Raw genomic sequence first — 23,441 nt, 5'->3', positions numbered from 1 at the left:
GGGGCGGACCGGCGGCTTGTCGGCAGGCAGGGGGACTGGTGGACAGAGCTGAACGGGCACAGGGCCGCGTTCCGGACCAGAGGCCCTACTTCTTCCTGTCCTACGCCCACACACCGCCGTGGGGTCCGGACAGCGGGGACCCCGACCACTGGGTGCGTGTCCTGTTCAAGGATCTGTGCAGCCACATCATGGCCCTCACCGCCCTGCCCGCCGGTTCCAACGCCGGTTTCATGGACCGGGAGATGCGCTCCGGGGAGGGCTGGCCCGAGAAGCTGAGCCAGAACCTCGCCTCGTGCCGGGTGTTCGTACCGCTCTTTTCTCCCCGCTACTTCTCCAGCGAGATGTGCGGCCGGGAGTGGTTCGCGTTCACCGAGCGGATGCTGCACGCCAGGACCACCGGGGAGAGCGACGTGTCCGCGATCGTGCCCGCGCTGTGGACCCGCGTCGAGTTCAACGAACTGCCCGACTCCGTACGCCACATCCACCTGGACGACTCGGGTCTCGGCAGCGGATACGCGACCCGGGGGATCTACGGACTGATCAAGCTCAAGCGCCTGCGCGAGGAGTACGAGGAGACCGTGCTCGGTCTCGCCGAGCGCATCGTGCGGGTCGCCCACGAGTCGGACCTCCCGCCCAGCAGGCCCCGCGACTACGAGGCCACCCCCAGCGCCTTCAAACCACCCGGCACCGGCCCCCGCCACATCCGCCTGACCGTGGCCGCGCCCACCCGCGACACCGTCCCCCGGCACCGCGACCGGCAGCCGTACGGCGACGACGCGCTGGGCTGGAACCCGTACCACTCGGAGTCGACCCGGCCGCTGTCCGCGGTCGCCGAGGATCTGATCCGCACCCTGGACTACCGGGTGACGGTCGCCTCCTTCGACGACGAGGACACCAGCGAGCACGTGTTCGCCGCCGGCGCGCACGAACCCCCGGTCCAGGGCCCCGGCATCCTGCTGGTCGACCAGTGGGCGCTGAGCGACGAGGAACGCCGGCGCCGGCTCAAGACGTTCGACGCGGCGGCCCGTCCCTGGCTCAGCGCGATCATCCCCCGCAACCGGGCCGACATCCAGTGCCGCGGACCCGAAGGACAGCGCCTGGCCGAGGAGTTGGAGCGGGCGATGCCCACCATCCTGGACCGGGCCCGGCGCAGCGACCACCGCATCGCCGTCAATGGCGTCCCCACCCTGACGGCCTTCACCAATGTGCTGCCCGCCGTGGTCGCACACACCACCCGGCAGTTCCTCAAGCACGCCGAGGCCCGGCCGCCCCAGGTCCCGCACGTTCCGCGACCTCGGCTGCTGGACCTTTCCGCACCGCCCGGACCCGGTCCGGAGAACCCGGATGACGACGACAAGGGAGAGGCATGACGGCCGCACGAGACGGACGCATCATCACCTTCTACTCGTACAAGGGCGGCACCGGACGGACGATGGCGCTGGCCAACACGGCGTGGATTCTGGCCGCCAACGGAAAACGCGTGCTCGCCGTCGACTGGGACCTGGAGGCACCGGGCCTGCACCGGTTCTTCCACCCCTTCCTGGACCCCAACGTGATCACGGCCACCACGGGTGTCCTCAACATCCTCCAGGACTACGCCTGGGCGGCGACGGACGGTACCCACCGCACCGGCGCCTGGCACCGGGAGTTCGCCGACGTCGAACAGCACGCCGCCTCCCTGTCCCCCGAACCGCTGGGGCTCAGCTTCCCGGACGGCGGCTCGCTCGACTTCCTCTCCGCGGGCCGCCAGTTCCGCGCCTACTCGGCGACCGCCTCCTCCCTGGAGTGGGACAACTTCTACGACCGGCTCGGCGGCGGCGCCTTCCTGGACGAACTGCGCGACAGCATGAAGCGCTCCTACGACTACGTCCTGATCGACTCCCGCACCGGTCTCTCGGACACCGCGGACATCTGCACCCTGCAGATGCCCGACGTCCTGGTCGACTGCTTCACCCTGAGCGACCAGTCCCTCAACGGCGCCGCCGACGTCGCGCACAGCGTCGGCGACGAGCACCGCAAGCGGCGCATACGCGTGCTCCCGGTGCCGATGCGCATCGACGAGGGCGAGAAGGACAAGGTGGACGCGGGCCGCGCGCTGGCCCGGCTGAAGTTCGCCGGACTGCCGAAGGGACGGCAGGGCGAGCAGCTGGGCACCGACGAGATCACCGACTACTGGGGCCATGTCGAGATCCCGTACCGCCCCTACTACGCCTACGAGGAGACGCTCGCCACCTTCGGCGACGAGAAGGGCGACCCCAAGTCCCTGCTGTCCGCCTTCGAGCGGCTCACCTCGGTCCTCACCGACGGCGCGATCACCAGTCTGCCGACCATCCCGGAACCGGTACGGCAGCGCTGCCGCGACGCCTTCATCCGGCGCCGGCCGTCGGCTACCACCGCCGAGATGATCATCGTGTACGCGGCAGAGAACCGGATGTGGGCCGACTGGGTGGAGTCGTTACTCAAGAGGGCCGGCTGCAACGTCACGCTGCACGAGCTCTCCGACGGTCCCGTCGACCGCATCGGACCCGCCACCCGCACCCTGGTCCTGGTGTCCGGCGCCCTCCAGCACTCGCGGTATGCCGAGGGCGTCCTGAGCGCGCTGGCGAGCTCCGCCCCGGCACTGGGCACGCTGGTGCCGGTGCGGATCGACGAGGCCCGGCCGCAGGAGCCGTACCTGGACCAGGAGTTGATGATCGACTTCCTGGGGTCCGACGAGTCGCAGTGCGCCGCCGCCCTGCTGAGCGCGCTGGAGCTGCCCGTGCAGCTGCCGGACGCCGGGCCCGCGGCACCCCGGTTCCCCGCGCACGAGCCCCGGTTCGTGAACGTGCCGCAGCGCAACACCACCTTCACCGGGCGCGGCCCGATCCTCGACCAGGTGCGCGAACAGCTGCGCGGCGGGATGTCGGTCGTCCTGCCGCAGCCCCAGGCCCTCTTCGGCCTGGGCGGGGTCGGGAAGACCCAGATCGCACTGGAGTACGTGCACCGCTTCATGGCCGACTACGACCTGGTCTGGTGGGTCTCGGCGGAACACGTCGACGACGTCGTCGCCTCGCTCGCCGAACTCGGTGCCCTCATCGGGGCGCCCGGCGGCGACGACATGGCGCTGGCCAGCCAGGAAGCCGTGCACATGCTCTCCGAGGGGAACCCCACCCGGCGGTGGATCCTCGTCTTCGACAACGCCGACGACCCCGAGGACCTCGTCGGCTACTTCCCGGCCGGCAGCGGCGGCCACATCCTCGTCACCTCCCGCAACCAGTCGTGGTCCCAGCGGGGAGCCACCCTCGGCGTCGACGTCTTCCTGCGCCGCGAGAGCACCGAGCACCTCTCCCGCCGCGCCCCGGGGCTCAGCCTGGAGGAGGCCGACGAGGTGGCCACCGCCGTCGGCGACCTCCCGCTCGCCGTGGAACAGGCCGCGGCCTGGCTGGCCGAGACCGCCACCCCGACCGCCGAGTACCTGCGCCGGCTCACCGAACAGGCGGCCGCGGTCCTCGCCCTCAACCAGGCCGCCGACTACCCCGAGACAGTGGCCGCGACCTGGAACATCTCCATCGAGCGCCTGAAGGAACGTTCACCCGCCTCGGTACGACTGCTCCAGCTCTGCGCCTTCCTCGCCCCCGAGCCGATCTCCTCCCATCTGCTCTACGGCAAGGCGATGCTCGACGCGCTCAAGCCCTACGACCCCGCGCTCCAGGAAGGCCTGCTCCTCGGCCGGGTGATCCGGGAGATCGGCCGGCTCGCGCTCGCCAAGGTCGACCAGGTGTCCAGCTCCGTCCAGATCCACCGGCTGGTCCAGGCCGTGATCCGCTCGCAGATGACGGAGGACGAGCGGCGCACGGCACGGCACATGGTGCACACCGTGCTCGCGGGCGCCCGGCCCGACGGCGACGAACCCACCGACGACCGCGAGTCCTGGCCCCGCTTCGACGCCATCTGGCCGCACCTGTCGGCTTCGGACATCCGCAACTGCACGGAGGCCGACCCCCGCCGGCTGCTCATCGACCGCGTCCGCTACCTGTGGAAACGCGGCGACTTCCCCCGCGCCCAGCAGCTCGCCGAGACCCTCCTCGCGCACTGGAAACCGATGCTCGGCGAGGACGACGTGCAGTACCTCTACCTCCAGGGCCAGCTCGCCAACGTGCTGCGCTCGCAGGGACGTTACGTCGAGGCGCAGAACATCAACGAGGCGCTGCGCGAACGGCAGCGACGGGTCCTGGGCAGCACCCACCCGCACACCTACGTCACCACCTCCAGCCTCGCCACCGACCTCGCCGCCCTCGGCCAGTACACGCGCGGCGTGGAACTGGCCCGGGAGGCGCACAGCGGGTTCAGCGAGATCTTCCACGAGTCGCATCCGCGCACCCTGAACGCGGCCAACAACCTGGCGCTGGCGCTGCGCATGGTCGGCAGGTACAGCGACGCGCGCCAGATCGACAAGGAGACCTTCGACCGGCGCACCCGGGTCCACGGCCCCGAGCACATCTACACGCTGTCGTCCGCGGAGAACCTCGGCCGGGATCTGCGCGAGGTCGGCCGCTACACCGAGTCCGTGACCGTGCTGGAGGACGCGTACGCCAAGCACGAACGCACACTGGGCCCGGAGTTCCCCGGCACCCTGCGGTGCGCGAAGTCGCTCGCCGTGTCGCTGCGCAGGGCGGGCCGGTTCGACGAGGGCCAGCGGCTGACGGCGGCCACGCTGGAGCAGTACCGCAAGCAGAACGCGGCGACCACACCGGACGCGCTGGCCTGTGAACTGAACCTCGCCGCCGACATGTTCGCGGCCGGCGACCGCCAGGACGCGCGCAGGACCGCCCAGCGCGTGCTCGCCGAGTACGTGAAGGTGCCGGGCGAGGCCCACCCGTACACCCAGACCGCCATGAACAACCTCGGCATCTTCCACTGGGGCTGCGGCGACCTCGGCGAGGCGGAGTCGGTGTTCCGCAAGGTGCTGGACCGGATGAACACGGTGCTGGGCGACCACCACCCGCACACCCTGTTCTGCTCCGCCAACTACGCGATCGTGCTGGCCGAGACCGACCGGCTGGAGGAGGCCTGGAAACTGGAACAGCGCGCCATCGACTCGCTGCGCGAGATCCTCGGCCGGCAGCACCCCGAGACCCTGGCCGTCGTCAGCAACGGCGCGCTCACCCTCGAAGCGCTCGGCCGCACCGACGAGGCCCATGTGCTGCGCCAGGAGGCGGTGACCGAACTGCGCAGGCAGGCACGGCAGCTCGGCGAGAACAACGGCATCACCCACCTGGCGACGCACGAGCGCCGCGTGTACCGGGACCTGGAACCGCTCGCGGTGTGACCCTCAGCCCCGGGGCGTGCCCGACAGCAGCCAGTCCAGTACGTCGGGCAGCGCGCGCAGCGCCGAGAAATGGGCCGCCTTGGGCTCCAGGACGGCCTTGGCGCGCGGAATGCGCGCGGCCAGCCAGGAGAAGTGGGCGGCGGGCGAGAAGACGTCCTTCGCGCCGTGCCACAGCAGCACCGGCACGCCGATGTGCGCCGGGTCGAAGCCCCAGGGGCTGGTCAGGGCGATGGCGTCGTCGATCCAGCCGTACGGCGAGGTCCGCAGCGCCTCGTGGTAGTTGCGCAGCAGCATGGAGCGGATGCTGTTGTCCGAGACGATCAGCCGGTCCTCGTCGGTCAGTTCCGCGCGCAGTTCCTCCAGCAGGCGGGCCGGGTGGCTGCGGATGGCCGCCGAACGCGGGATGATCCGGGCCGCGTACCGCTCCGGGTCGGTGAACGCCGTATGGAACTCAAGGACGTTCGAGGGCGTCATCCCGGCGAACCAGTCGAGCCCCTTCGCGTCCCGCGGCGCGAGTGCGACCAGGGCCGCCGCGCGGGTCACCCGGCCGGGCAGCAGCGCGGCGCAGGCCAGGGCGTGCGGTCCGCCGCCGGACCTGCCGACGACGGCGAACCGGCCGAGCCCGAGAGCGTCCGCGACAGCGGTCACATCCTCGACGACGTCCACGACGCGCCGCCCGGGACTGCGGTCCGAACCGCCGTATCCGGGGCGGTCGAAGCTGATGAGCCGCGCGCCGTGCTGATACAGGAACATCGACCGGGGCCTCGGCCCGACACGGCTGCCGGGCATGCCGTGGAGAAGGAACACCGGACGGCCCCGCGGGTCCCCCGAGACCTCCACCTGCAGCCGCCGCCCGCCCTTCGTCTCCACCAGATCAGGCACCGCCGAGTCCCCCTCCCGTGCCCGTGGTCTGCCCGTACGGCCGCGACGCGAAACGACACGGAAGCCCAACTGCCCGACCACACCTGGGCGTTCACCCCAGGCCCACACCCGGGCGGCACCAGCGGCACGACCACGGTAGGACGTTACGCCGACGCACATTTCAACGTGGGTCGTTCTGGAACGGGTCGGCCAGGAAACCCTTTCCGCGCTGTCAGTGGTCTCTGTTAGCTTCAGGCGCTCGTGCGATCCACGAGCATCAAGTACTCACAGGGGAGGGCCACTTGAGCAGGTTCACAAGGACAGGCAGACTCAGACGCACGGTGGTGGGGAGCTGTGCGGCGGCGCTGTTGGCCACGGCTGCCGGGACGGCGAACGCGGTGGACAACCTGCCGCCGAATCAGCCGCTCGTCCAGGACCTCCAGTCGGCAGGCAAGGCATGCGCGACCGGTGACGACACGCCATACGTATCGGCGCCGCCCAGGCTCAGTGCGGTGCTGTACGACCCGGAGGAGGACAACCAGCCCTCCGAATCCAGCCCGCTCAGTGGCGAGTTCGAAGCCTGGTGGACGGACGCGGCCGGAGTGAGACAGCAGCGCACCTACACCACCGTCACTCTCTCCTCGGGGCAGCGCCAGTACTGGACGATGCCGAACGACATCCCGGCGAACACCGTCGTCTCCTGGCACGTCCGCGCGAACGACGGCAAGGCGACCTCCCCGTGGAGCGACGAGGGCGACGGCTCGGTCTGCTCGTTCGTGTACGACGACGTGAGCCCGGAGAAGGCGACGATCACCTCTCCCGAATATCCCAACCCGGAGGACGTGTTCTCGGTGGACGGAGTGGGCGTCTACGGCCACTTCACCATGGACTCGCCTTCCGACGACGTGGTGTCGTACACGTACGGCTTCACGGGCGGCCCCTACGGCACCGCCTCCGCCGCGCGGCCGGGCGCGGCCGTGACCATTCCGTACCTGCCGCTCTCCGAGGGACCCAAGTCGCTGACGGTCCACGCGATCGACCGCTCGGGCCGAAGCAGCGCGGAGTCGCGTTACGACTTCAACGTGCAGGCCGGCCGTGCCCCCGTCGCCCGCTGGAAGCTGGACGACCCGGCGGACTCCGGCTCGGCCGCCGCCGAGACCGGCACCCCCGCCCGCGCCGGGACCGGCGTGACCTTCGGCGGCCCGGCGCCCACAGGCACCACGGCCACCGCCACGGTCGCCCTCGACGGCAGCGGCGACGCCTTCCTCACCCCGGACGCCCCGGCGACCGACGTCCGCAAGACCTTCGCGGTGAGCGCGTGGGTACGTCCCGCCGAAACCGACCGGAACATGACCGCCGTCAGCCAGGACGCCGACGGGGCGCCCGGCTTCAGCCTCGGGCTGCGCCACCAGGACTCCGGGCCCGCCTGGTCGTTCGCGATCGGCGGCGCGCAGGTGTCCGGCGGCGCCCCCGAGACCGGCGAGTGGGCCCATCTGCTGGGGCTGTACGACGCCGAGACCGGAAAGGCGCGGCTGTACGTCAACGGCCACGAGGCCGGGACCGCGACCGACGCGACTCCCGCCGAGGCGACCGGCGCCTTCCAGATCGGGCGCGCCCTCGGAGCTACCGGCTATGAGGACCAGTGGCACGGGGACATCGGTGACGTACAGGTTCACGACCGGGTCGTGGTGCCGGACGAGGTGGCCGAACTGGCCTACCGCAAGCCGCAGTTGCTCGGCCACTGGTCGCTGGAGAACGCGACGGACGGTGTGAGCCCCGAGCAGTCGGACGGCGCGCCGCTGCGGCTCGGCGCGGGGGCTTCGATCTACCAGGGCTCCGACGACTCCTGCATCCCGGACATCGACCCGGACTGCACCTACGTGCCGCCGCCACTCGTCGGTGACGGGCATCTGCGGCTGGACGGCGAGAGCGGGTACGCCGCCGCCGACGGGCCCGTCGTGGACACCGGGGACAGCTTCACTCTCGGCGTCGTCGTACGCCTCGCGGACTCCGAGCCCGCCCACCCGATGACCGTGCTCTCGCAGGCTGGCGAGCACACCGACGCCTTCAAGGTGCGCTACGAGCCGTCCACGCACACCTGGCAACTGGTGATGCCGGAGAAGGACGAGGCCGGGGCCCCCGAGAGGGTGGTGTCCCAGATCGTGGGCGCGGACGGGGGCGAGGGCCAGGGCCATCGCCTCGCCGTGGTCTACGACGACGCCACCGACACGATCAAGCTCTACCTCGACGGCTACACCAACGCCCAGGCGACCACGAGCCTCCCCAACGGCTGGCACAGCACCGGTGCCCTCCAGATCGGCCGGGCCAGGTCCGGCGACGGCTGGGGCGAGTACCTGCACGGAGACGTGGACGAGGTACAGGCCTACTCCGGCGCGCTGAGGGACCGCGACGTCATCGCCCTGGGATGGAGTACAAATCCTTGCCTGTGCTGAGACGTCGTCCGCCCACCGATCACGGGACCGGCCCGGCCGAACAGGGTTCCTGACCGGGTGATGGCGTGATGGCGTGATCGCGCGAGGGCCGACGCATGCCAGCAGGGCCTCTTGGCAGTCCGGGGTTGCGAACCAACCCGATCGCCAGGAGGCCCTGTTGCCGGCAGCGCACCAAAGCCGCGCCGCTGGAAGTCACAGCCTGCTACCGGCGCCTGCGGGCACGAGCCTTCCCCGTCGTGCACGGGGTCGACGCAAGCATGCCCGCCATGTGGCCCAGACCTGCGGAGCGATCCCCGTGCAGGCGGGATAGCTCCGTGTTTTATTGCCGGTGCAGTAGAAGGACCGCTGATGCGCCCAGAAACATCGATCACTGAGGTCAGAAGCCGACAGACGCGATCCTGCCTCAGGAGATCAGGCTCGTGCGTCTCGCTGCTGAACTTCCTTGAGGACTCCGGCCACCGTCACGAAGTCGTTGTCCACGTGAAGCACGGTGTGCCCGTGATGGACCGCGGTCGCACACACCAACAGGTCGATCGCCCCAGCCGCCCGATGCCGGCCCCGCTGGGTCAGTTTGTACTGGGCGGTGTCGACCCAGCGCCAGGCGTTCTTCGGAACCGGAGAGAGCAAGCAGAGCGCGTCCAGTTCCTCTGCGAGCTCATCCCGATGGGACGGGCTGGTTGCCGAGTGGAGAAATTCGGCCCGTGTCGGCTCGCAGAGGTGGAACACCCCGGCGGCAATGTGCCCCTCCCAGGGACGCAATGCGCCAGGGGTGCGAAACAGGTGCCACAGAGCCGAGGTGTCCACCAGATATGTGATCACTCGAAGGCCTCGCGTCGCGCACGCTTCTCCGCGTCATGCGCCGCCGCAGCCTGCTCGAACTCGCCGCGCGCGCCTCGCGCGGCCAGCTTCTCCGCAGCCTCAAGCCGCTTGATCCGCGCCACGTAGTCCCGAAGGGCCGCGTTGACGGTCTCCTTCTTCGTCGTAACACCCATGAGCCGCATGGCCTCGGCCAGCGCCTCGTCGTCGAGATCAATCTGCGTGACGGACATCGGACACCTCCAACATCCACGATGTATGTACCCAAGATACATCACCAACATTGGGCGCAGTCATCGATCACAAACAGACCGCGCGAGGGAAGTGCGCTGGATGTCGGGGCGTTCCCATGGACCGCCTCCCGCCACAGGGCGAGGCGGCGCAGACCTGCTCGACGTCGACACGAAATGTCACATACGGACCATGCCCGGCTTGACCGGAATCGGCGTCCAGAATCCGTCCAGACGATCACGAGATCACGATCACGACAGGGGCACCGGGAGCCCCAACTCGCCTGACCCTCCAGCGAAGTTGCCGGTCAGATCGATTCTGCTCGCGTAGCAAGTGGTGGGGCGGGTGGGACTCGAACCCACGGCCGACGGATTATGAGTCCGCTGCTCTAACCGGCTGAGCTACCGCCCCATTACGGCGCGTCGCGCACATTTGTGCGCGCCGTCTGCCGCAGCATAGCCGCTCATACGATCTCCTGCTTCGGATGGTCGACTTCGCACGACCATGAGGACTGCGGCCTGCGCCGGGCGGTTCCGGGGGACATGAAAAAGGACCCCATCGGGGTCCTCGTCCACTCTCCAGGCACTGCCAACTCCTGGCTCTCCCGACTGGACTCGAACCAGTAACCTGCCGGTTAACAGCCGGCTGCTCTGCCAATTGAGCTACGGAAGATCGAAGCTCCCCCGACTGGACTCGAACCAGTAACCTGCCGGTTAACAGCCGGCTGCTCTGCCAATTGAGCTACAGGGGAATGCCTCGTTGCATCGATCGTACCTACCCGGGTATTCGCCAGGGGGCGTGCGCTCGCTGCGACACATACATTAGCGCAAGCAGGGGGGTGCTCCGCCAATCGGTTCCCCGGCACCGATGCCGCGCCGGAGACCCGCGGGGGACCGACCCGCGAGGGACTACGCAAGGGAAGGGTGGCCGTCATGCGCTACAAGCTCACGTTCGTCGTCGGACTGGCTCTGGGTTACGTGCTGGGCACGCGGGCCGGACGCGAACGCTACGAGCAGCTGAAGAAGTCGGCACGCCAGGTCGCGCAGAACCCGGCCGTCCGCAACACCGCCGAGTCGGCGGCGCAGCAGGGCCGCCAGTTCGCGGGCAAGGCGTACCACGCGGTCGGCGACAAGGTCGGCGATCGGGTCCCCGACTCGGTCGCCCAGCGCGTACGGTCCCTGCGTGAGCGCAACGCGAACGGCACGGGCGAGGACGACTGGGGCACCAGCAACACCTAGGGAGCCCCGACCCGGCACGGCCACCTCCCGCCGTACGGCAGAATTTCCGCCATGGGGATAGTCGCCGGGTTGGACAGTTCGCCCGATTTCACTCGTATCGTCGTCTGTGACACGGACACGGGGTCCGTGCTCAGGCAGGGATACGCGCCGCATCCGGTCGAAACGGAGACCGAGGGCGGCGGGCGGCCCTCCGATGTCGATCCACAGGCCTGGCTGCTGTCGCTGGGCGAGGCGGCCGGTGGGGGGCTGCTCGAAGGTGTGCAGGCCATCGGCGTGTCCGCGCAGCAGAACGCGCTGGTGCCGCTGGACGCGCAGGGCAACACCGTGCGGCCCGCGATGGTCGGCGGTGACAAGCGGGCGCAGGTCGCCGCCGCCGATCTGATCGACGCGCTCGGCGGTCGCGAGGCCTGGGCGCAGGCGGTGGGCTGTGTCCCGCAGGCCGCGCAGCCGGTGACCAAACTGCGCTGGCTGAACCGGACCGAGCCCGACAACGCCCGCCGTACGGCCGCCCTGTTGCAGGCCCACGACTGGCTGGTGTGGCAGCTCCTCGGACGGCCCGTCAGGCGGACGACCGATCGTGGTGGGGCCTCCGGGACCGGGTACTGGTCCGCCGCCGGCGGCGGCTACCGGTCCGACCTCGTCGAGCTGGCCCTCGGTCACCAGGCCATGCTGCCCGAGGTGATCGGCCCGTCCGACGCGGCCGGTACGACCCCGGAGGGGCTGCTGATCTCCGCCGGGACCGGCGAGACCATGGCCGCCGCCTTCGGGCTCGGGATCGGGTTCGGAGACGCGGTCGTGTCGCTCGGCGCCTCCGGGTCCGTGATGGCCGTACACCCCGAGGCGCTCCTCGACCAGAGCGGGATGATCACCTCGCTGGCCGACGCGACCGGGATGCATCTGCCGGTCGTCACCACACTCAACGCCGTACGGACCCTGCGCGGGGCCGCCGAGCTGCTCGGGCTGCCCGATCTGGAGAGTCTGTCCGAGCTGGCGATGAAGTCCACGCCGGGTGCGCACGGGCTGGTGTTCCTGCCGTATCTGGAGGGTGAGCGGACGCCCAATCTGCCGCACACCGCCGGGACGCTGGCCGGGCTGCGGCGGGAGTCGATGAAGGCGGAGCACCTGGCGCGGGCCGCGTTCGAGGGCATGCTGTGCGGGCTCGCGGACGCGCTGGACGTGCTGCGCGGGCGGGGCGTGTCGGTACGGCGGCTCTTCCTGCTCGGGCCGGCCGCCGAACTGCCCGCCGTGCAGGCCGCGGCGCCCGCGCTGTTCGGGACCCAGGTCGTCGTACCGCAGCCCGCCGACTACGCGGCGATCGGTGCCGCCCGGCAGGCCGCGTGGGCGCTCGGGGTCTCGCAGGGGACGCTGGACCCGCGGACCCCGCCGCCCTGGCAGGGTCCGGTCGCGCAGGTGCTGGAGCCGGGTGACGAACTGGCCGTAGGGCAGGCGGTGCGCCAGCAGTACGTGTCCGTACGGGAACAGACGCATCCGGGGGCGTTCCGCGTCTGAGGATCGAAGTGTTCCGCTCTTAAGGGTTCATAAGGGCGCATGTGGCACTGCTCTTGGCTTAATCAGTTGAGGTAACACGGGTGGAGTGTCGGACGATGGGGGCGAGGGGCAGACCCGCCCACCCCCCACCCGCCGACTCCGAGAGACCCAGCGTGCTCATACGACTTCTGCGGACCTATCTCAGGCCCTACAGGAAACCCATCGCCCTGCTGGTGCTGCTGCAGTTCCTGCAGACCTGCGCCACCCTCTACCTGCCCACCCTGAACGCGCACATCATCGACAATGGTGTCGTCAAGGGGGACACCGGTTACATCCTGTCGTTCGGTGCGCTGATGATCGGGATCTCGTTCGTCCAGGTCGTCTGCAACACCGGTGCCGTCTACTTCGGCGCGCGCACCGCCTCGGCGGTCGGCCGGGACATCCGGGCCGCCATCTTCGACCGGGTGCAGTCGTTCTCGGCCCGAGAGGTCGGTCACTTCGGCGCGCCCTCGCTGATCACCCGTACGACCAATGACGTGCAGCAGGTCCAGATGCTGGCCCTGATGACATTCACGCTGCTGGTGTCGGCGCCGATCATGTGCGTCGGCGGGATCATCCTGGCGCTCGGTCTGGACGTGCCGCTGTCCGGGGTGCTGATCGCGGTGGTGCCCACGCTGACCATCTGCGTGACGATCATCGTGCGGCGGCTGCGGCCGCTGTTCCGGGCCATGCAGGTGCGCCTGGACTCGGTGAACCGGGTGCTGCGCGAGCAGATCACCGGCAACCGGGTCATCCGCGCGTTCGTCCGGGACGAGTACGAGAAGGACCGGTTCCGGAAGGCCAACTCCGATCTCACCGAGATGCAGCTGAAGACGGGCAACCTGCTCGCGCTGATGTTCCCGGTGGTCATGACGACGGTGAACCTGTCGTCGATCGCGGTGGTCTGGTTCGGCGCCCACCGCATCGACAGCGGCGGGATGCAGATCGGCGATCTGACCGCGTTCCTCGCCTATCTGATGCAGATCGTAATGTCCGTGATGATGGCCACCTTCATGTTCATGATGGTGCCGCGCGCGGAGGTATGCGCCGAGCGCATCGAGGAGGTCCTCGACACCGAGTCCAGTGTCGTGCCGCCGCTCGCGCCCGTCACCGAGCTGCGCCGGCACGGGCATCTGGAGGTCCGCGGGGTCGGCTTCTGTTACCCGGGCGCCGAGGAACCCGTACTGAAGTCCATCGATCTGGTGGCCCGCCCGGGCGAGACGACGGCCGTGATCGGCTCGACCGGCAGCGGAAAGTCCACCCTTCTGAGTCTGGTCCCGCGGCTGGTTGACGCGACCGACGGCGAGGTCCTCGTCGACGGTGTCGACGTGTCGACCATCGACCCGGTACTGCTGGCCAAGACGGTCGGCCTGGTCCCGCAGAAGCCGTACCTCTTCGCGGGCACGGTCGCGACCAACCTCCGCTACGGCAACCCGGACGCGACGGACGAGGAGCTGTGGCACGCGCTGGAGGTGGCGCAGGCCAAGGGCTTCGTCGAGGGGCTGGAGAACGGGCTGGACTCCCCCATCGCACAGGGCGGCACGAATGTCTCCGGCGGTCAGCGGCAGCGGCTCGCCATCGCCCGGACTCTCGTGCAGCGGCCGGAGATCTACCTCTTCGACGACTCCTTCTCCGCCCTCGACTACGCGACCGACGCGGCGCTGCGGGCGGCCCTCGCGCACGAGACCGCCGAGGCGACCGTGGTGATCGTGGCGCAGCGGGTGGCGACCATCAGGGACGCCGACCGGATCGTCGTACTGGACGAAGGCCGGGTCGTGGGGACGGGGCGCCATCACGAGCTGATGGCGGACAACGAGACGTACCGAGAGATCGTGCTCTCCCAGCTCACGGAAGCGGAGGCTGCCTGATGGCCGGGCCCATGGGGCGGATGATGGCCGGGACGGGCCCCGACGCCCGTTCGATGGACTTCAAGGTGTCCGGCAAGCGGCTGATCGGCCAGTTCAGGCCGGAGCGGCTGACCATCGGCATCCTGCTGGTGTGCGTGGTGATCAGCGTCGGGCTGAACGTGGTGGGGCCGAAGATCCTCGGCAACGCCACCGACCTGGTCTTCGCGGGCATCATCGGACGGCAGATGCCGGCCGGGACGACCAAGGCGCAGGCCCTCCAGGCGATGCGCGACCGCGGCCAGGGCTCGGTCGCGAACATGCTCAAGAGCACGGACTTCACCCCGGGCAAGGGCATCGACTTCACCTCGGTGGGGCATGTGCTGCTGCTCGCGCTGGGCACGTTCATGGTGGCCGGGCTGCTGATGGCGGTGGCGACCCGGATGGTCAACCGGGCGGTCAACCGGACCATGTTCCGGCTGCGCGAGAACGTGCAGACGAAGATGTCGCGCCTCCCGCTGTCGTACTTCGACAAGCGGCAGCGCGGTGAGGTGCTCTCGCGCGCGACCAACGACATCGACAACATCGGGCAGACGCTCCAGCAGTCGATGGGCCAGCTCATCAACTCGGTGCTCACGATCATCGGCGTCCTCGCGATGATGTTCTGGGTGTCGTGGCTGCTCGCGCTGGTCGCGCTGGTGACCGTGCCGCTGTCGTTCCTCGTCGCCACGCGCATCGGCAAGCGCTCGCAGCCGCACTTCGTGCAGCAGTGGCGCTCGACGGGCAAGCTCAACGCGCACGTCGAGGAGATGTACACCGGGCACACCCTGGTGAAGGTGTTCGGGCGGCAGGACGAGTCGGCGAAGCTGTTCGCCGAGCAGAACGACGCGCTGTACGAGGCGGGGTTCAAGGCGCAGTTCAACAGCGGGGTCATGCAGCCGCTGATGATGTTCGTGTCGAACCTCAACTACGTGCTCGTCGCGGTCGTCGGCGGCCTGCGGGTCGCGTCCGGCTCGCTCTCCATCGGTGACGTGCAGGCCTTCGTCCAGTACTCGCGCCAGTTCTCGATGCCGCTGACGCAGGTCGCCTCGATGGCGAACCTGGTCCAGTCCGGCGTCGCCTCGGCCGAGCGGATCTTCGAACTCCTCGACGCCGAGGAGCAGTCGGCCGACCCGATGCCGGGCGAACGGCCCGAGGAACTGCGCGGCCTGGTCGCCCTGGAGCACGTCTCCTTCCGCTACGACCCCGACAAGCCGCTCATCGAGGACCTCTCGCTGACGGTGGAACCGGGCCACACGGTCGCGATCGTCGGCCCGACCGGCGCCGGCAAGACCACGCTCGTGAACCTCCTCATGCGGTTCTACGAGGTCTCCGGCGGCCGGATCACCCTCGACGGCGTCGACATCGCGCGGATGTCCCGCGACGAACTCCGCGCCGGCATCGGCATGGTGCTCCAGGACACCTGGCTGTTCGGCGGCTCCATCGCCGACAACATCGCGTACGGCGCGTCCCGGGAGGTCACCCGGGGCGAGATCGAGGAGGCGGCGCGGGCGGCGCACGCCGACCGGTTCGTCCGTACGCTGCCCGACGGCTACGACACGGTCATCGACGACGAGGGCACGGGCGTCAGCGCCGGTGAGAAGCAGCTCATCACCATCGCGCGGGCGTTCCTGTCCGACCCGACGATCCTCGTCCTCGACGAGGCGACGTCGTCCGTCGACACGCGCACGGAGGTCCTGATCCAGAAGGCGATGGCCAAACTCGCCCACGGGCGTACGTCGTTCGTGATCGCCCACCGGCTCTCCACGATCCGGGACGCGGACACGATCCTCGTCATGGAGAACGGCTCGATCGTCGAACAGGGCGCACACTCGGACCTGTTGGCGGCGGACGGGGCGTATGCGCGGCTGTACAAGGCGCAGTTCGCGCAGGCGGTGGCGGAGGTGGACTAGCCCGTCTTGTATCTGACGGTCCGTTGTGGCTGGTCGCGCAGTTCCCCGCGCCCCTGAAACGCACGGCGTTTTCAGGGGCGCGGGGAACTGCGCGACCAGCCCCCACCGGTCCGCACCCGGCATCAGTCCAGATAACCCCTGAGCTGATCCGCAAATGCATGGTCCCGCAGCTTGTTCAGAGTCTTCGACTCGATCTGCCGTATCCGCTCCCGCGTGACGCCGAAGATCCGCCCGATCTCCTCCAGCGTGCGCGGACGTCCGTCGGCCAGCCCGTACCTCAGCTGTACGACCTTCCGCTCGCGCTCCCCCAGGGTCGACAGCACGGCCTCCAGGTGCTGCCGCAGCAGCAGGAACGCGGCCGACTCCACGGGGCTCGTCGCGTCGCCGTCCTCGATCAGGTCGCCGAGGGCGACGTCGTCCTCCTCACCCACCGGCGCGTGCAACGACACCGGTTCCTGGGCGAGCCGCAGGACCTCGCTGACACGTTCGGGGGCGAGGTCGAGGTGGTTGGCCACCTCCTCCGGCGTCGGCTCGTAGCCGCGTTCCTGGAGCATCCGGCGCTGGACGCGGACGACCCGGTTGATCAACTCCACGACGTGTACCGGAACGCGGATCGTGCGGGCCTGGTCGGCGAGGGCGCGGGACATGGCCTGCCGGATCCACCAGGTCGCGTAGGTCGAGAACTTGTAGCCGCGGGCGTAGTCGAACTTCTCAACTGCCCTGATCAGCCCGAGGTTTCCCTCCTGGACGAGGTCGAGCATGGTCAGCCCGCGCCCGACGTACCGCTTCGCCACCGACACGACGAGCCGCAGGTTCGCCTCGATGAGCCGGCGCTTGGCCATCCGGCCCATGACGACCAACTTGTCCAGGTCCAGGGCGAGTTGGCTGTCCAGGTCGAAGGCGCTGCCGAGCCGCTCCTCGGCGAACAGGCCGGCCTCGACGCGGCGGGCGAGTTCGACCTCCTCGGCCGCGGTGAGGAGCGGGATGCGGCCGATCTCGCGGAGGTACTGGCGGAACAGGTCCGAGGAGGGCGCGCCGGTGTCGGCGACCCGGCCGCGGGGCCGTTCGTCGGGCTCGGAGGCCTCGGCGGTCTCGACCGCTTCGGCCGGCGGTTCTTCGAGCCCGGGCGGGCCCTCCAGCTCCGCGGTCTCGGGGTGGTGCGCGGCACGGCTCTGCGGGGGGACGGTCGCGAGGACATCGGTCTCCGCGTCCGGTTCCGCGCCGTCCGTCGTGCTGGTCTCGGTCTGGTCGAGGGTCTGGGTCTGCACGGGGGCGACCTCCAGGATGATCGCTGCCAGGGGGTACGGCAGCGGTACTTCGGGGGCGGAGTCGGCGGCCTCGCCGCAATCCGTCCCGTACTCGATGAGCGGAACCGCGGGGGTGAAGGACCCGCTGGGGACGGATCGGCCGCGCTCCGAGGACTCAGGCACCGGAACCCAGTGTGGAGTACGACACATCGCCGCCACGAGGGGCGTGCGGTGACTTTTTGAGTCCGTTCCGTAACTACGCGCTCAGAGCGCTGAGGCGCCGTGCACCTGGAGTGCCTGGTCGTACTGCTGGAGAACCCACAACTCGTTCTGTACGGCGGCCAGTTCGGCCGAGTCTCCGTGGCTGCCGAGGCGGGTGAGCGCGCCCTGGATGTCGTGGATCCGGCGTACCACGGCTCTTCGGCGGACGGTGACGAGCTGCTCGCCCGCGTAGTTCTCGTCGACCGTGCGGCGCATGATCGCCTCCACGGCGAGCTCGGTGACCATCGCGCGGACCGCGTCGTCCGGTGCCGCCTCGCGGACCCGGACCAGATAGTCCTGGGCGTCCTGGAGGCCGTACTCGGCGCCGCCCGCCTCGATGATCGCCTCGCGTACGGCCGCGTAGGGCGCGGCGGTGAACTCGTCGACGCCGTACGCGTCGAAGGCCGGGGAGACCAACTCGGGGCGCTGGAGGGCGAGTTTGAGGAGTTCGCGTTCGGTGGCGAAGACCGGGTTGCGGAGGGTGAGGGCGGGGCCGCCGGTCGCGGGGCGGGGGGTGGTGTCGTACTGCTGCTGGGCGCCGCCCCGGGTCGGTGCCGGGCCCTTGCCGCCGCGGTCGCGGGCCCAACGGGCCAGCTGGGCAACCCTCTTGACCACGAACTGGGTGTCGAGGATGCCGAGCATGCCTGCGAGCTGGACGGCGACCTCGTGCTGGGCGCCGCTGTTCTTGATGCGGGCGACGATGGGGGCCGCCTCGTCCAGGGCGGAGGCGCGGCCCGCGGGGGTGTCGAGGTCGTAGCGGACGACGATCTGGCGGAGCGCGAACTCGAAGAGCGGGGTGCGGGGTTCGACCAGGTCGGCGACCGCCTCGTCGCCCTTGGCGAGGCGCAGTTCGCACGGGTCCATGTTGTCGGGCGCGATCGCGATGTACGTCTCGGCGGCGAACTTCTGGTCGTCCTCGAAGGCGCGCAGGGCCGCCTTCTGGCCGGCCGCGTCGCCGTCGAAGGTGAAGATCACGCGCGCCGAGCCGTTGTCCATCAGGAGCCTGCGGAGGATCTTGATGTGGTCGGTGCCGAAGGCGGTTCCGCAGGTGGCGATGGCGGTGGTGACTCCGGCGAGGTGGCAAGCCATGACGTCCGTGTAGCCCTCGACGACCACCGCGCGGCTGGACTTGGCGATGTCCTTCTTCGCGAGGTCGATGCCGTAGAGGACCTGGGACTTCTTGTAGATCGCGGTGTCGGGCGTGTTGAGGTACTTCGGGCCGTTGTCCGACTCGTAGAGCTTGCGGGCGCCGAAGCCGACGACCTCGCCGCCGATGTCGCGGATCGGCCACATCAGGCGGCCGCGGAAGCGGTCGATGGGGCCTCGGCGGCCCTCCTGGGAGAGGCCGGAGAGGAGCAGCTCCTTGTCGGTGAAGCCCTTGCCGCGGAGGAAGCGGGTGAGGTGGTCCCAGCCCTGGGGGCTGTAGCCGACGGAGAAGTGCTCGGCGGCGGACTGGTCGAAGCCGCGCTCGGCGAGGAACTTGCGGCCGGTGTCCGCCTCGGGGCTGACGGCCAGCTGCTCGACGTAGAAGTCGGCGGCCGCCTTGTGGGCCTCGACCAGGCGGATGCGCTCGCCGCGCTGGTGGGAGGGGTTGTACCCGCCCTCCTCGTACCGCAGGGTGATGCCGGCCTGGGCGGCCAGGCGCTCGACCGACTCCGAGAAGGTGAGGTGGTCGACCTTCATCACGAACGTGATGGTGTCGCCGCCCTCCTGGCAGCCGAAGCAGTGGAAGAGACCCTTGCTCGGGCTGACCTGGAAGGACGGCGACTTCTCGTCGTGGAACGGGCAGAGGCCCTTGAGGTTGCCGCCGCCCGCGTTCCGCAACTGGAGGTACTCGGACACCACGGCGTCGATCGGGACCGCGTCCCGAACCGCCTTCACGTCCTCGTCGTTGATCCGTCCAGCCACGCGTGAATTCTACGGGGCCGGACTGACACCAGTGACGACGAGGACGTCTAGGACCCCAGGCCGTCCAGCGGAACGTGTGGGTCCGCGAGCGCCTCGGTGTTCACCTGTGCCCTGGAGCGGATGAGCTGCTGGATGGGCTCTGTGACGTCCCACACATTCACATTCATCCCGGCCAGCACGCGTCCCTCCTTCAGCCAGAAGGCGATGAACTCCCGCTTGCCCGCGTCTCCCCGGATCACCACTTCGTCGTAGGAGCCCGGGGGCGCCCAGCCGGAGTACTCCATACCCAAGTCGTACTGGTCGGAGAAGAAATAGGGCACGCGGTCGTAGGTGACGTCCTTGCCGAGCATCGCGCGGGCCGCCGCCGGGCCGCCGTTGAGGGCGTTGGCCCAGTGCTCCACGCGCAGCCGGGTGTCGAAGAGGGCGTGGTGGAAGGCGGCCACGTCACCGGCCGCGTAGATGTCGGGGTCGGAGGTGCGCAGCCGTTCGTCGACCGCGATGCCGCCGCCGTGCGCGCGGTCGGCCAGCTCCAGGCCCGCCGCCTCGGCGAGCGCGGTGCGGGGGGCCGCGCCGATGGCCGCGAGGACGTCGTGCGCGGGGTGCTCCTCGCCGTCGTCCGTGCGGGCCGCGAGGACCATGCCGTCCTGGCCGACGATCTCGGTGAGCTTCGCGCCGAAGTGGAAGCGGACCCCGTGCTCGGCGTGCAGGTCGGCGAAGAGCTGGCCGAGTTCGGGGCCGAGGACTCCGTGCAGCGGGGTCCCCGAGGGCTCTACGACGGTCACCTCGGCGCCGTACTCGCGGGCCGCCGCCGCGACCTCCAGGCCGATCCAGCCGCCGCCGGCGATCACCAGGTGGCCGTTGTCCCGGCCCAGGGAGGCGAGGACGCCCTTGAGGCGCTCGGCGTGCGAGAGGCGGCGCAGATGGTGGACGCCCGCGAGGTCCGTGCCCGGGATGTCGAGGCGGCGGGGCTCGGAGCCGGTGGCGATGAGCAACTTGTCGTAGTGGACCAGTGTGCCGTCGTCGCCGAAGCGGACCGTCTTCGCGCTGCGGTCGATGGCGTCGACGGTCTGGCCGAGATGCAGCTCGATGTCGTTGCGCGCGTACCAGGCGGGTTCGTGGACGAAGACGCTGTCGCGCTCCTCTTTACCGAGGAGGTAGCCCTTGGACAACGGCGGACGCTCGTACGGGTGGTCGCGTTCGTCGCAGATCAGTATCACGCGGCCGGTGAAGCCCTCCGCTCGGAGCGCCTCGGCCGCCTTGGCGCCGGCCAGGCCTCCTCCGACGATGACGAATGTCTGATCCGCGTCGACCACTTGATGCCTCCTCGTAAGGGTGCCGCCATATGCGAGCGTCCCGCACGCAGCGTGATGCGGGAAGGGGGTGTGGCCCGATCAGGCCACGGAGGGTCACATTCGGGCTTGTTTCGCGTCACTGTGCCCCAGGGATGTGAGATGCGCGTGAAGAGACCGCGCCGACGCGTCGGTCAGTGACGCGATCTGATCGACGATCACCCGCTTGCGGGCCCGGTCGCCCTGCGCCTCGTCGAACTGGGCGCGGAACTGCGGCTCCAGGCCGTCGGGGGCGCGCGCCGTCAGCGCCCGCGCCAGCTCGGCGACGACGACGCGCTCGTCCGCGCGGATGCGCTCCTGCTCCGCGCGCTGCATCACGTACCGGTCGGCGACCGCCTTGAGGACCGCGCACTCCAGCCGTGCCTCGTGCGGTACGACGAGTTCGGCGTCGTAGCGGGTGAGGCGGCCGGAGCCGTACCTCGCGCGCGTGGCGGCCTCGGCGGCCAGGCAGAAGCGGCCGATGAGCTGGCTGGTGGCGTCCTTGAGGCGGGCCTGCGCGACGGCCGAGCCGTCGTAGCCGTGCGGCCACCACGGCTCGTTCTGGAGCCGGTCCAGCGCCTCGGCGAGTTCGTCGGGGGCCGTGTCCTCGGGGACGTAGCGGCCGATGGCGACCTTGAAGATCTCCTGGCGTTCCGGCTCGGCGTGCAGGCAGTTGGGGTCGATGTGGCCCGCGTGCAGGCCGTCCTCGACGTCGTGCACGGAGTACGCCACGTCGTCCGACCAGTCCATGACCTGGGCCTCGAAGCACGTGCGGGTGCCGGGGGCGCCCTTGCGGACCCAGTCGAAGACCGGTCTGTCGTCCTCGTAGACACCGAACTTGGGGGACTCGGGGGCGGTGGGGTGCGCGCCGCGCGGCCAGGGGTACTTGGTGGCGGCGTCGAGGGTGGCCCGGGTGAGGTTGAGGCCCACGCTCACCAACTCGCCGGTCGTGTCGCTCTTTACGAAGCGTTTCGGCTCGATGCGGGTGAGGAGTCTCAGGGACTGGGCGTTGCCCTCGAAGCCTCCGCAGTCGTCGGCGAAGTCGTTCAGTGCCTGTTCGCCGTTGTGACCGAAGGGCGGGTGACCCAGGTCGTGGGAGAGGCAGGCGGCTTCCACCAGGTCCGGGTCGCACCCCAGGGCCGCGCCCAGCTCTCGGCCCACCTGGGCGCATTCCAGGGAGTGGGTCAGGCGGGTGCGGGGGCTGGCGTCCCAGGCCTGGCTGCGGGTTCCCGGTGTGACCACCTGGGTTTTGCCGGCGAGCCGGCGTAGGGCGGCGGAGTGCAGTACGCGGGCGCGGTCGCGTTGGAAAGCGGTGCGGCCTGGGCGCTTGTCGGGCTCTGTTGCCCAGCGGTCGACTGATGTCGGGTCGTAGGGATTCGGTGCTGTTGTGCCGTCCATGCTTCGACAGTAAGCGGCGGTAGTGACAATTCGGGAGTTGCGGGGCGCCTATGCGTCTGCCGGGTGCGGATTCGTTTGCGGGTGCGGGTCGCGTGTGGCTGGGCGCGCCCACGCGGCGGAGCCGCAAATCGATACAGCCCCGCGCCCCTAAAAGACTCGCCTCCCGTAGGGACTAAGCCGACGCCAGTTCCTGTGCTGTCGTCACCGAAGTTGCCAGCGTCTGGTCGTAGCGGTGGAGGACCAAGCGTGCCATCGCGGGGTGGGCTCCCAGGGGTGCTGATGCGATCCATGGAGCCTGCTCCGCGCACTGTGTCGCGAAGCGGCCCGGGGCCGTGAAACAAGAAGCGACAGCCACCCTGTGTCGGCCCCTCGCCGCGAGGGCGCGGACCGCCGCGGAGACCGTGGGGGTCGCCGCCGAGGCGTACGCGGGGATCACGGGGACTCCCAGGCGGTCGGCCAGGAGTTGGGCCGTGTGGTTGGTGTCGAGCTTGGAGTCCGGGTCCCTGGAGCCTGCCGCGGCCAGGACCACCGCGCTGCCCCGGCGGGACTGATCGTCCCCCCTCGTACGCCAACCCGCCTCCACCAGGCGGTCGTAGAGGGTCTCCACGAGGAGGGGGTGCGGGCCCAGAGGGGGTGCCACGCGCGCGTGTGCCTGTGCCTGTGCCGCCATCTCCGGGATGTCGCGCTTGACGTGGTAGCCGCGGGCCAGGAGGAGGGGGACGAGGACGGCGTCCGTGGGGCCGAGTGCGGTGAGCGTGTCCGTCAGGCGGGGCTCGTTGAGTTCGATGTGGCCCAGGTGGACGGGGAGGCCGGGGCGCAGTTCGCGGACGCGTTCCATGAGGGCTCGTACGGTGCTCAGGGCGCGCGGGTCGCGGCTGCCGTGGGCCACCAGGACGAGCGCGGGCGGAGCGGGGCGGCGGCTGCCGTTCAGGGAGACAACGCTGAGCTGGCTGGCGAGCTGGCTGCTGATCCGGTTCATGAGATGCGCCGTACTGTCGAGGGTCGTGGACTCGTCGTGGTGGTGCTGCGACGCCGTCATGGAGAGATGGTGGCGGCAGGAGGTTGCCGT

General features: G+C 70.0%; 15 protein-coding genes and 3 tRNA genes. 7 read left to right on the top strand and 11 right to left on the bottom strand.

The window, feature by feature from the left end; genetic code table 11:
• The first annotated feature begins 38 nt into the window (after positions 1-38).
• Together ACQHII_RS32770 and fxsT are read left to right on the top strand one after the other, a co-directional pair.
• On the top strand, positions 39-1,370 hold the full coding sequence (locus tag ACQHII_RS32770; protein WP_427922652.1) for a TIR-like protein FxsC: 1,332 nt from the start codon (positions 39-41) through the stop codon (positions 1,368-1,370).
• Complete coding sequence (fxsT, locus tag ACQHII_RS32765; protein WP_427922651.1) at positions 1,367-5,308, top strand: FxSxx-COOH system tetratricopeptide repeat protein; 3,942 nt, start codon at positions 1,367-1,369, stop codon at positions 5,306-5,308. Before ACQHII_RS32770 ends, fxsT begins: the two co-directional genes overlap by 4 nt.
• A gap of 3 nt (positions 5,309-5,311) precedes the next feature.
• Here fxsT and ACQHII_RS32760 read toward each other — a convergent pair whose 3' ends face one another.
• Complete coding sequence (locus tag ACQHII_RS32760; RefSeq protein WP_427922650.1) at positions 5,312-6,190, bottom strand: alpha/beta fold hydrolase; 879 nt, start codon at positions 6,188-6,190, stop codon at positions 5,312-5,314.
• A gap of 320 nt (positions 6,191-6,510) precedes the next feature.
• On the opposite strand from ACQHII_RS32760, the gene ACQHII_RS32755 reads away from it, so the two are divergent.
• Positions 6,511-8,622: a LamG-like jellyroll fold domain-containing protein gene (locus ACQHII_RS32755; RefSeq protein WP_427922649.1), complete on the top strand. Its 2,112-nt coding sequence runs from the start codon at positions 6,511-6,513 to the stop codon at positions 8,620-8,622.
• Between the two features lie 411 nt (positions 8,623-9,033).
• Here ACQHII_RS32755 and ACQHII_RS32750 read toward each other — a convergent pair whose 3' ends face one another.
• From ACQHII_RS32750 to ACQHII_RS32730, 5 genes are all read right to left on the bottom strand, one after another.
• The gene (locus ACQHII_RS32750) at positions 9,034-9,441 is read right to left on the bottom strand and encodes a PIN domain nuclease (protein ID WP_427922648.1); all 408 of its coding nucleotides are present in this window, start codon (positions 9,439-9,441) and stop codon (positions 9,034-9,036) included.
• Positions 9,438-9,671, bottom strand: a complete 234-nt coding sequence (locus ACQHII_RS32745; RefSeq protein ID WP_053672219.1) for a type II toxin-antitoxin system VapB family antitoxin — start codon at positions 9,669-9,671, stop codon at positions 9,438-9,440. The genes ACQHII_RS32750 and ACQHII_RS32745 overlap by 4 nt, the downstream gene beginning before the upstream one ends.
• 332 nt (positions 9,672-10,003) lie before the next feature.
• Positions 10,004-10,080, bottom strand: a tRNA-Ile gene (locus ACQHII_RS32740).
• Positions 10,081-10,265: 185 nt separating this feature from the next.
• Positions 10,266-10,341 (bottom strand) — tRNA-Asn (locus ACQHII_RS32735).
• A gap of 6 nt (positions 10,342-10,347) precedes the next feature.
• Positions 10,348-10,420 (bottom strand) — tRNA-Asn (locus ACQHII_RS32730).
• Between the two features lie 181 nt (positions 10,421-10,601).
• Here ACQHII_RS32730 and ACQHII_RS32725 point away from each other — a divergent pair.
• The 4 genes from ACQHII_RS32725 to ACQHII_RS32710 all read left to right on the top strand — a co-directional run bounded on the left by ACQHII_RS32725 (position 10,602) and on the right by ACQHII_RS32710 (position 16,230).
• On the top strand, positions 10,602-10,907 hold the full coding sequence (locus tag ACQHII_RS32725; RefSeq protein ID WP_019066994.1) for a hypothetical protein: 306 nt from the start codon (positions 10,602-10,604) through the stop codon (positions 10,905-10,907).
• A gap of 51 nt (positions 10,908-10,958) precedes the next feature.
• Positions 10,959-12,416, top strand: a complete 1,458-nt coding sequence (locus tag ACQHII_RS32720; RefSeq protein ID WP_427922647.1) for a xylulokinase — start codon at positions 10,959-10,961, stop codon at positions 12,414-12,416.
• Positions 12,417-12,568: 152 nt separating this feature from the next.
• Positions 12,569-14,302, top strand: coding sequence for an ABC transporter ATP-binding protein (locus ACQHII_RS32715; RefSeq protein WP_427922646.1), 1,734 nt, complete (start codon positions 12,569-12,571; stop codon positions 14,300-14,302).
• A complete protein-coding gene (locus tag ACQHII_RS32710; protein ID WP_427922645.1) occupies positions 14,302-16,230 on the top strand; it encodes an ABC transporter ATP-binding protein in 1,929 nt (642 codons plus the stop codon). Before ACQHII_RS32715 ends, ACQHII_RS32710 begins: the two co-directional genes overlap by 1 nt.
• A 122-nt stretch (positions 16,231-16,352) precedes the next feature.
• Here the strand turns inward: ACQHII_RS32710 and ACQHII_RS32705 are convergent, their stop codons facing one another.
• The 5 genes from ACQHII_RS32705 to ACQHII_RS32685 all read right to left on the bottom strand — a co-directional run bounded on the left by ACQHII_RS32705 (position 16,353) and on the right by ACQHII_RS32685 (position 23,411).
• A complete protein-coding gene (locus ACQHII_RS32705) occupies positions 16,353-17,660 on the bottom strand; it encodes an RNA polymerase sigma factor (RefSeq protein WP_427922644.1) in 1,308 nt (435 codons plus the stop codon).
• An 81-nt stretch (positions 17,661-17,741) separates the two neighbouring features.
• The gene (dnaG, locus tag ACQHII_RS32700; RefSeq protein WP_427922643.1) at positions 17,742-19,646 is read right to left on the bottom strand and encodes a DNA primase; all 1,905 of its coding nucleotides are present in this window, start codon (positions 19,644-19,646) and stop codon (positions 17,742-17,744) included.
• 47 nt (positions 19,647-19,693) lie between these two features.
• Complete coding sequence (locus ACQHII_RS32695; protein ID WP_427922642.1) at positions 19,694-20,959, bottom strand: NAD(P)/FAD-dependent oxidoreductase; 1,266 nt, start codon at positions 20,957-20,959, stop codon at positions 19,694-19,696.
• A gap of 93 nt (positions 20,960-21,052) precedes the next feature.
• Positions 21,053-22,372 (bottom strand): deoxyguanosinetriphosphate triphosphohydrolase, encoded by a 1,320-nt coding sequence (locus ACQHII_RS32690; protein ID WP_427922641.1) that lies wholly within the window; start codon positions 22,370-22,372, stop codon positions 21,053-21,055.
• Between the two features lie 172 nt (positions 22,373-22,544).
• On the bottom strand, positions 22,545-23,411 hold the full coding sequence (locus ACQHII_RS32685) for a sirohydrochlorin chelatase (RefSeq protein WP_427922640.1): 867 nt from the start codon (positions 23,409-23,411) through the stop codon (positions 22,545-22,547).
• Between the last annotated feature and the right edge of the window lie 30 nt (positions 23,412-23,441).

Origin of the sequence: Streptomyces sp. cg40 (assembly GCF_050320165.1) — a bacterium.
GTDB lineage: Bacteria > Actinomycetota > Actinomycetes > Streptomycetales > Streptomycetaceae > Streptomyces > Streptomyces hokutonensis.
Note: the sequence above shows the minus strand (reverse complement) of the source record. Positions and strands in the feature narration are given on the sequence as shown.

Excerpts from the sequence above, each read along its gene's own strand:
- ACQHII_RS32720 (WP_427922647.1), top strand. The coding sequence starts at position 10,959 with ATGGGGATAGTCGCCGGGTTGGACAGTTCGCCCGATTTCACTCGTATC.
- ACQHII_RS32690 (WP_427922641.1), bottom strand. The coding sequence starts at position 22,372 with ATGGACGGCACAACAGCACCGAATCCCTACGACCCGACATCAGTCGAC.
- ACQHII_RS32710 (WP_427922645.1), top strand. The coding sequence starts at position 14,302 with ATGGCCGGGCCCATGGGGCGGATGATGGCCGGGACGGGCCCCGACGCC.
- fxsT (WP_427922651.1), top strand. The coding sequence starts at position 1,367 with ATGACGGCCGCACGAGACGGACGCATCATCACCTTCTACTCGTACAAG.
- ACQHII_RS32745 (WP_053672219.1), bottom strand. The coding sequence starts at position 9,671 with ATGTCCGTCACGCAGATTGATCTCGACGACGAGGCGCTGGCCGAGGCC.
- ACQHII_RS32685 (WP_427922640.1), bottom strand. The coding sequence starts at position 23,411 with ATGACGGCGTCGCAGCACCACCACGACGAGTCCACGACCCTCGACAGT.
- ACQHII_RS32725 (WP_019066994.1), top strand. The coding sequence starts at position 10,602 with ATGCGCTACAAGCTCACGTTCGTCGTCGGACTGGCTCTGGGTTACGTG.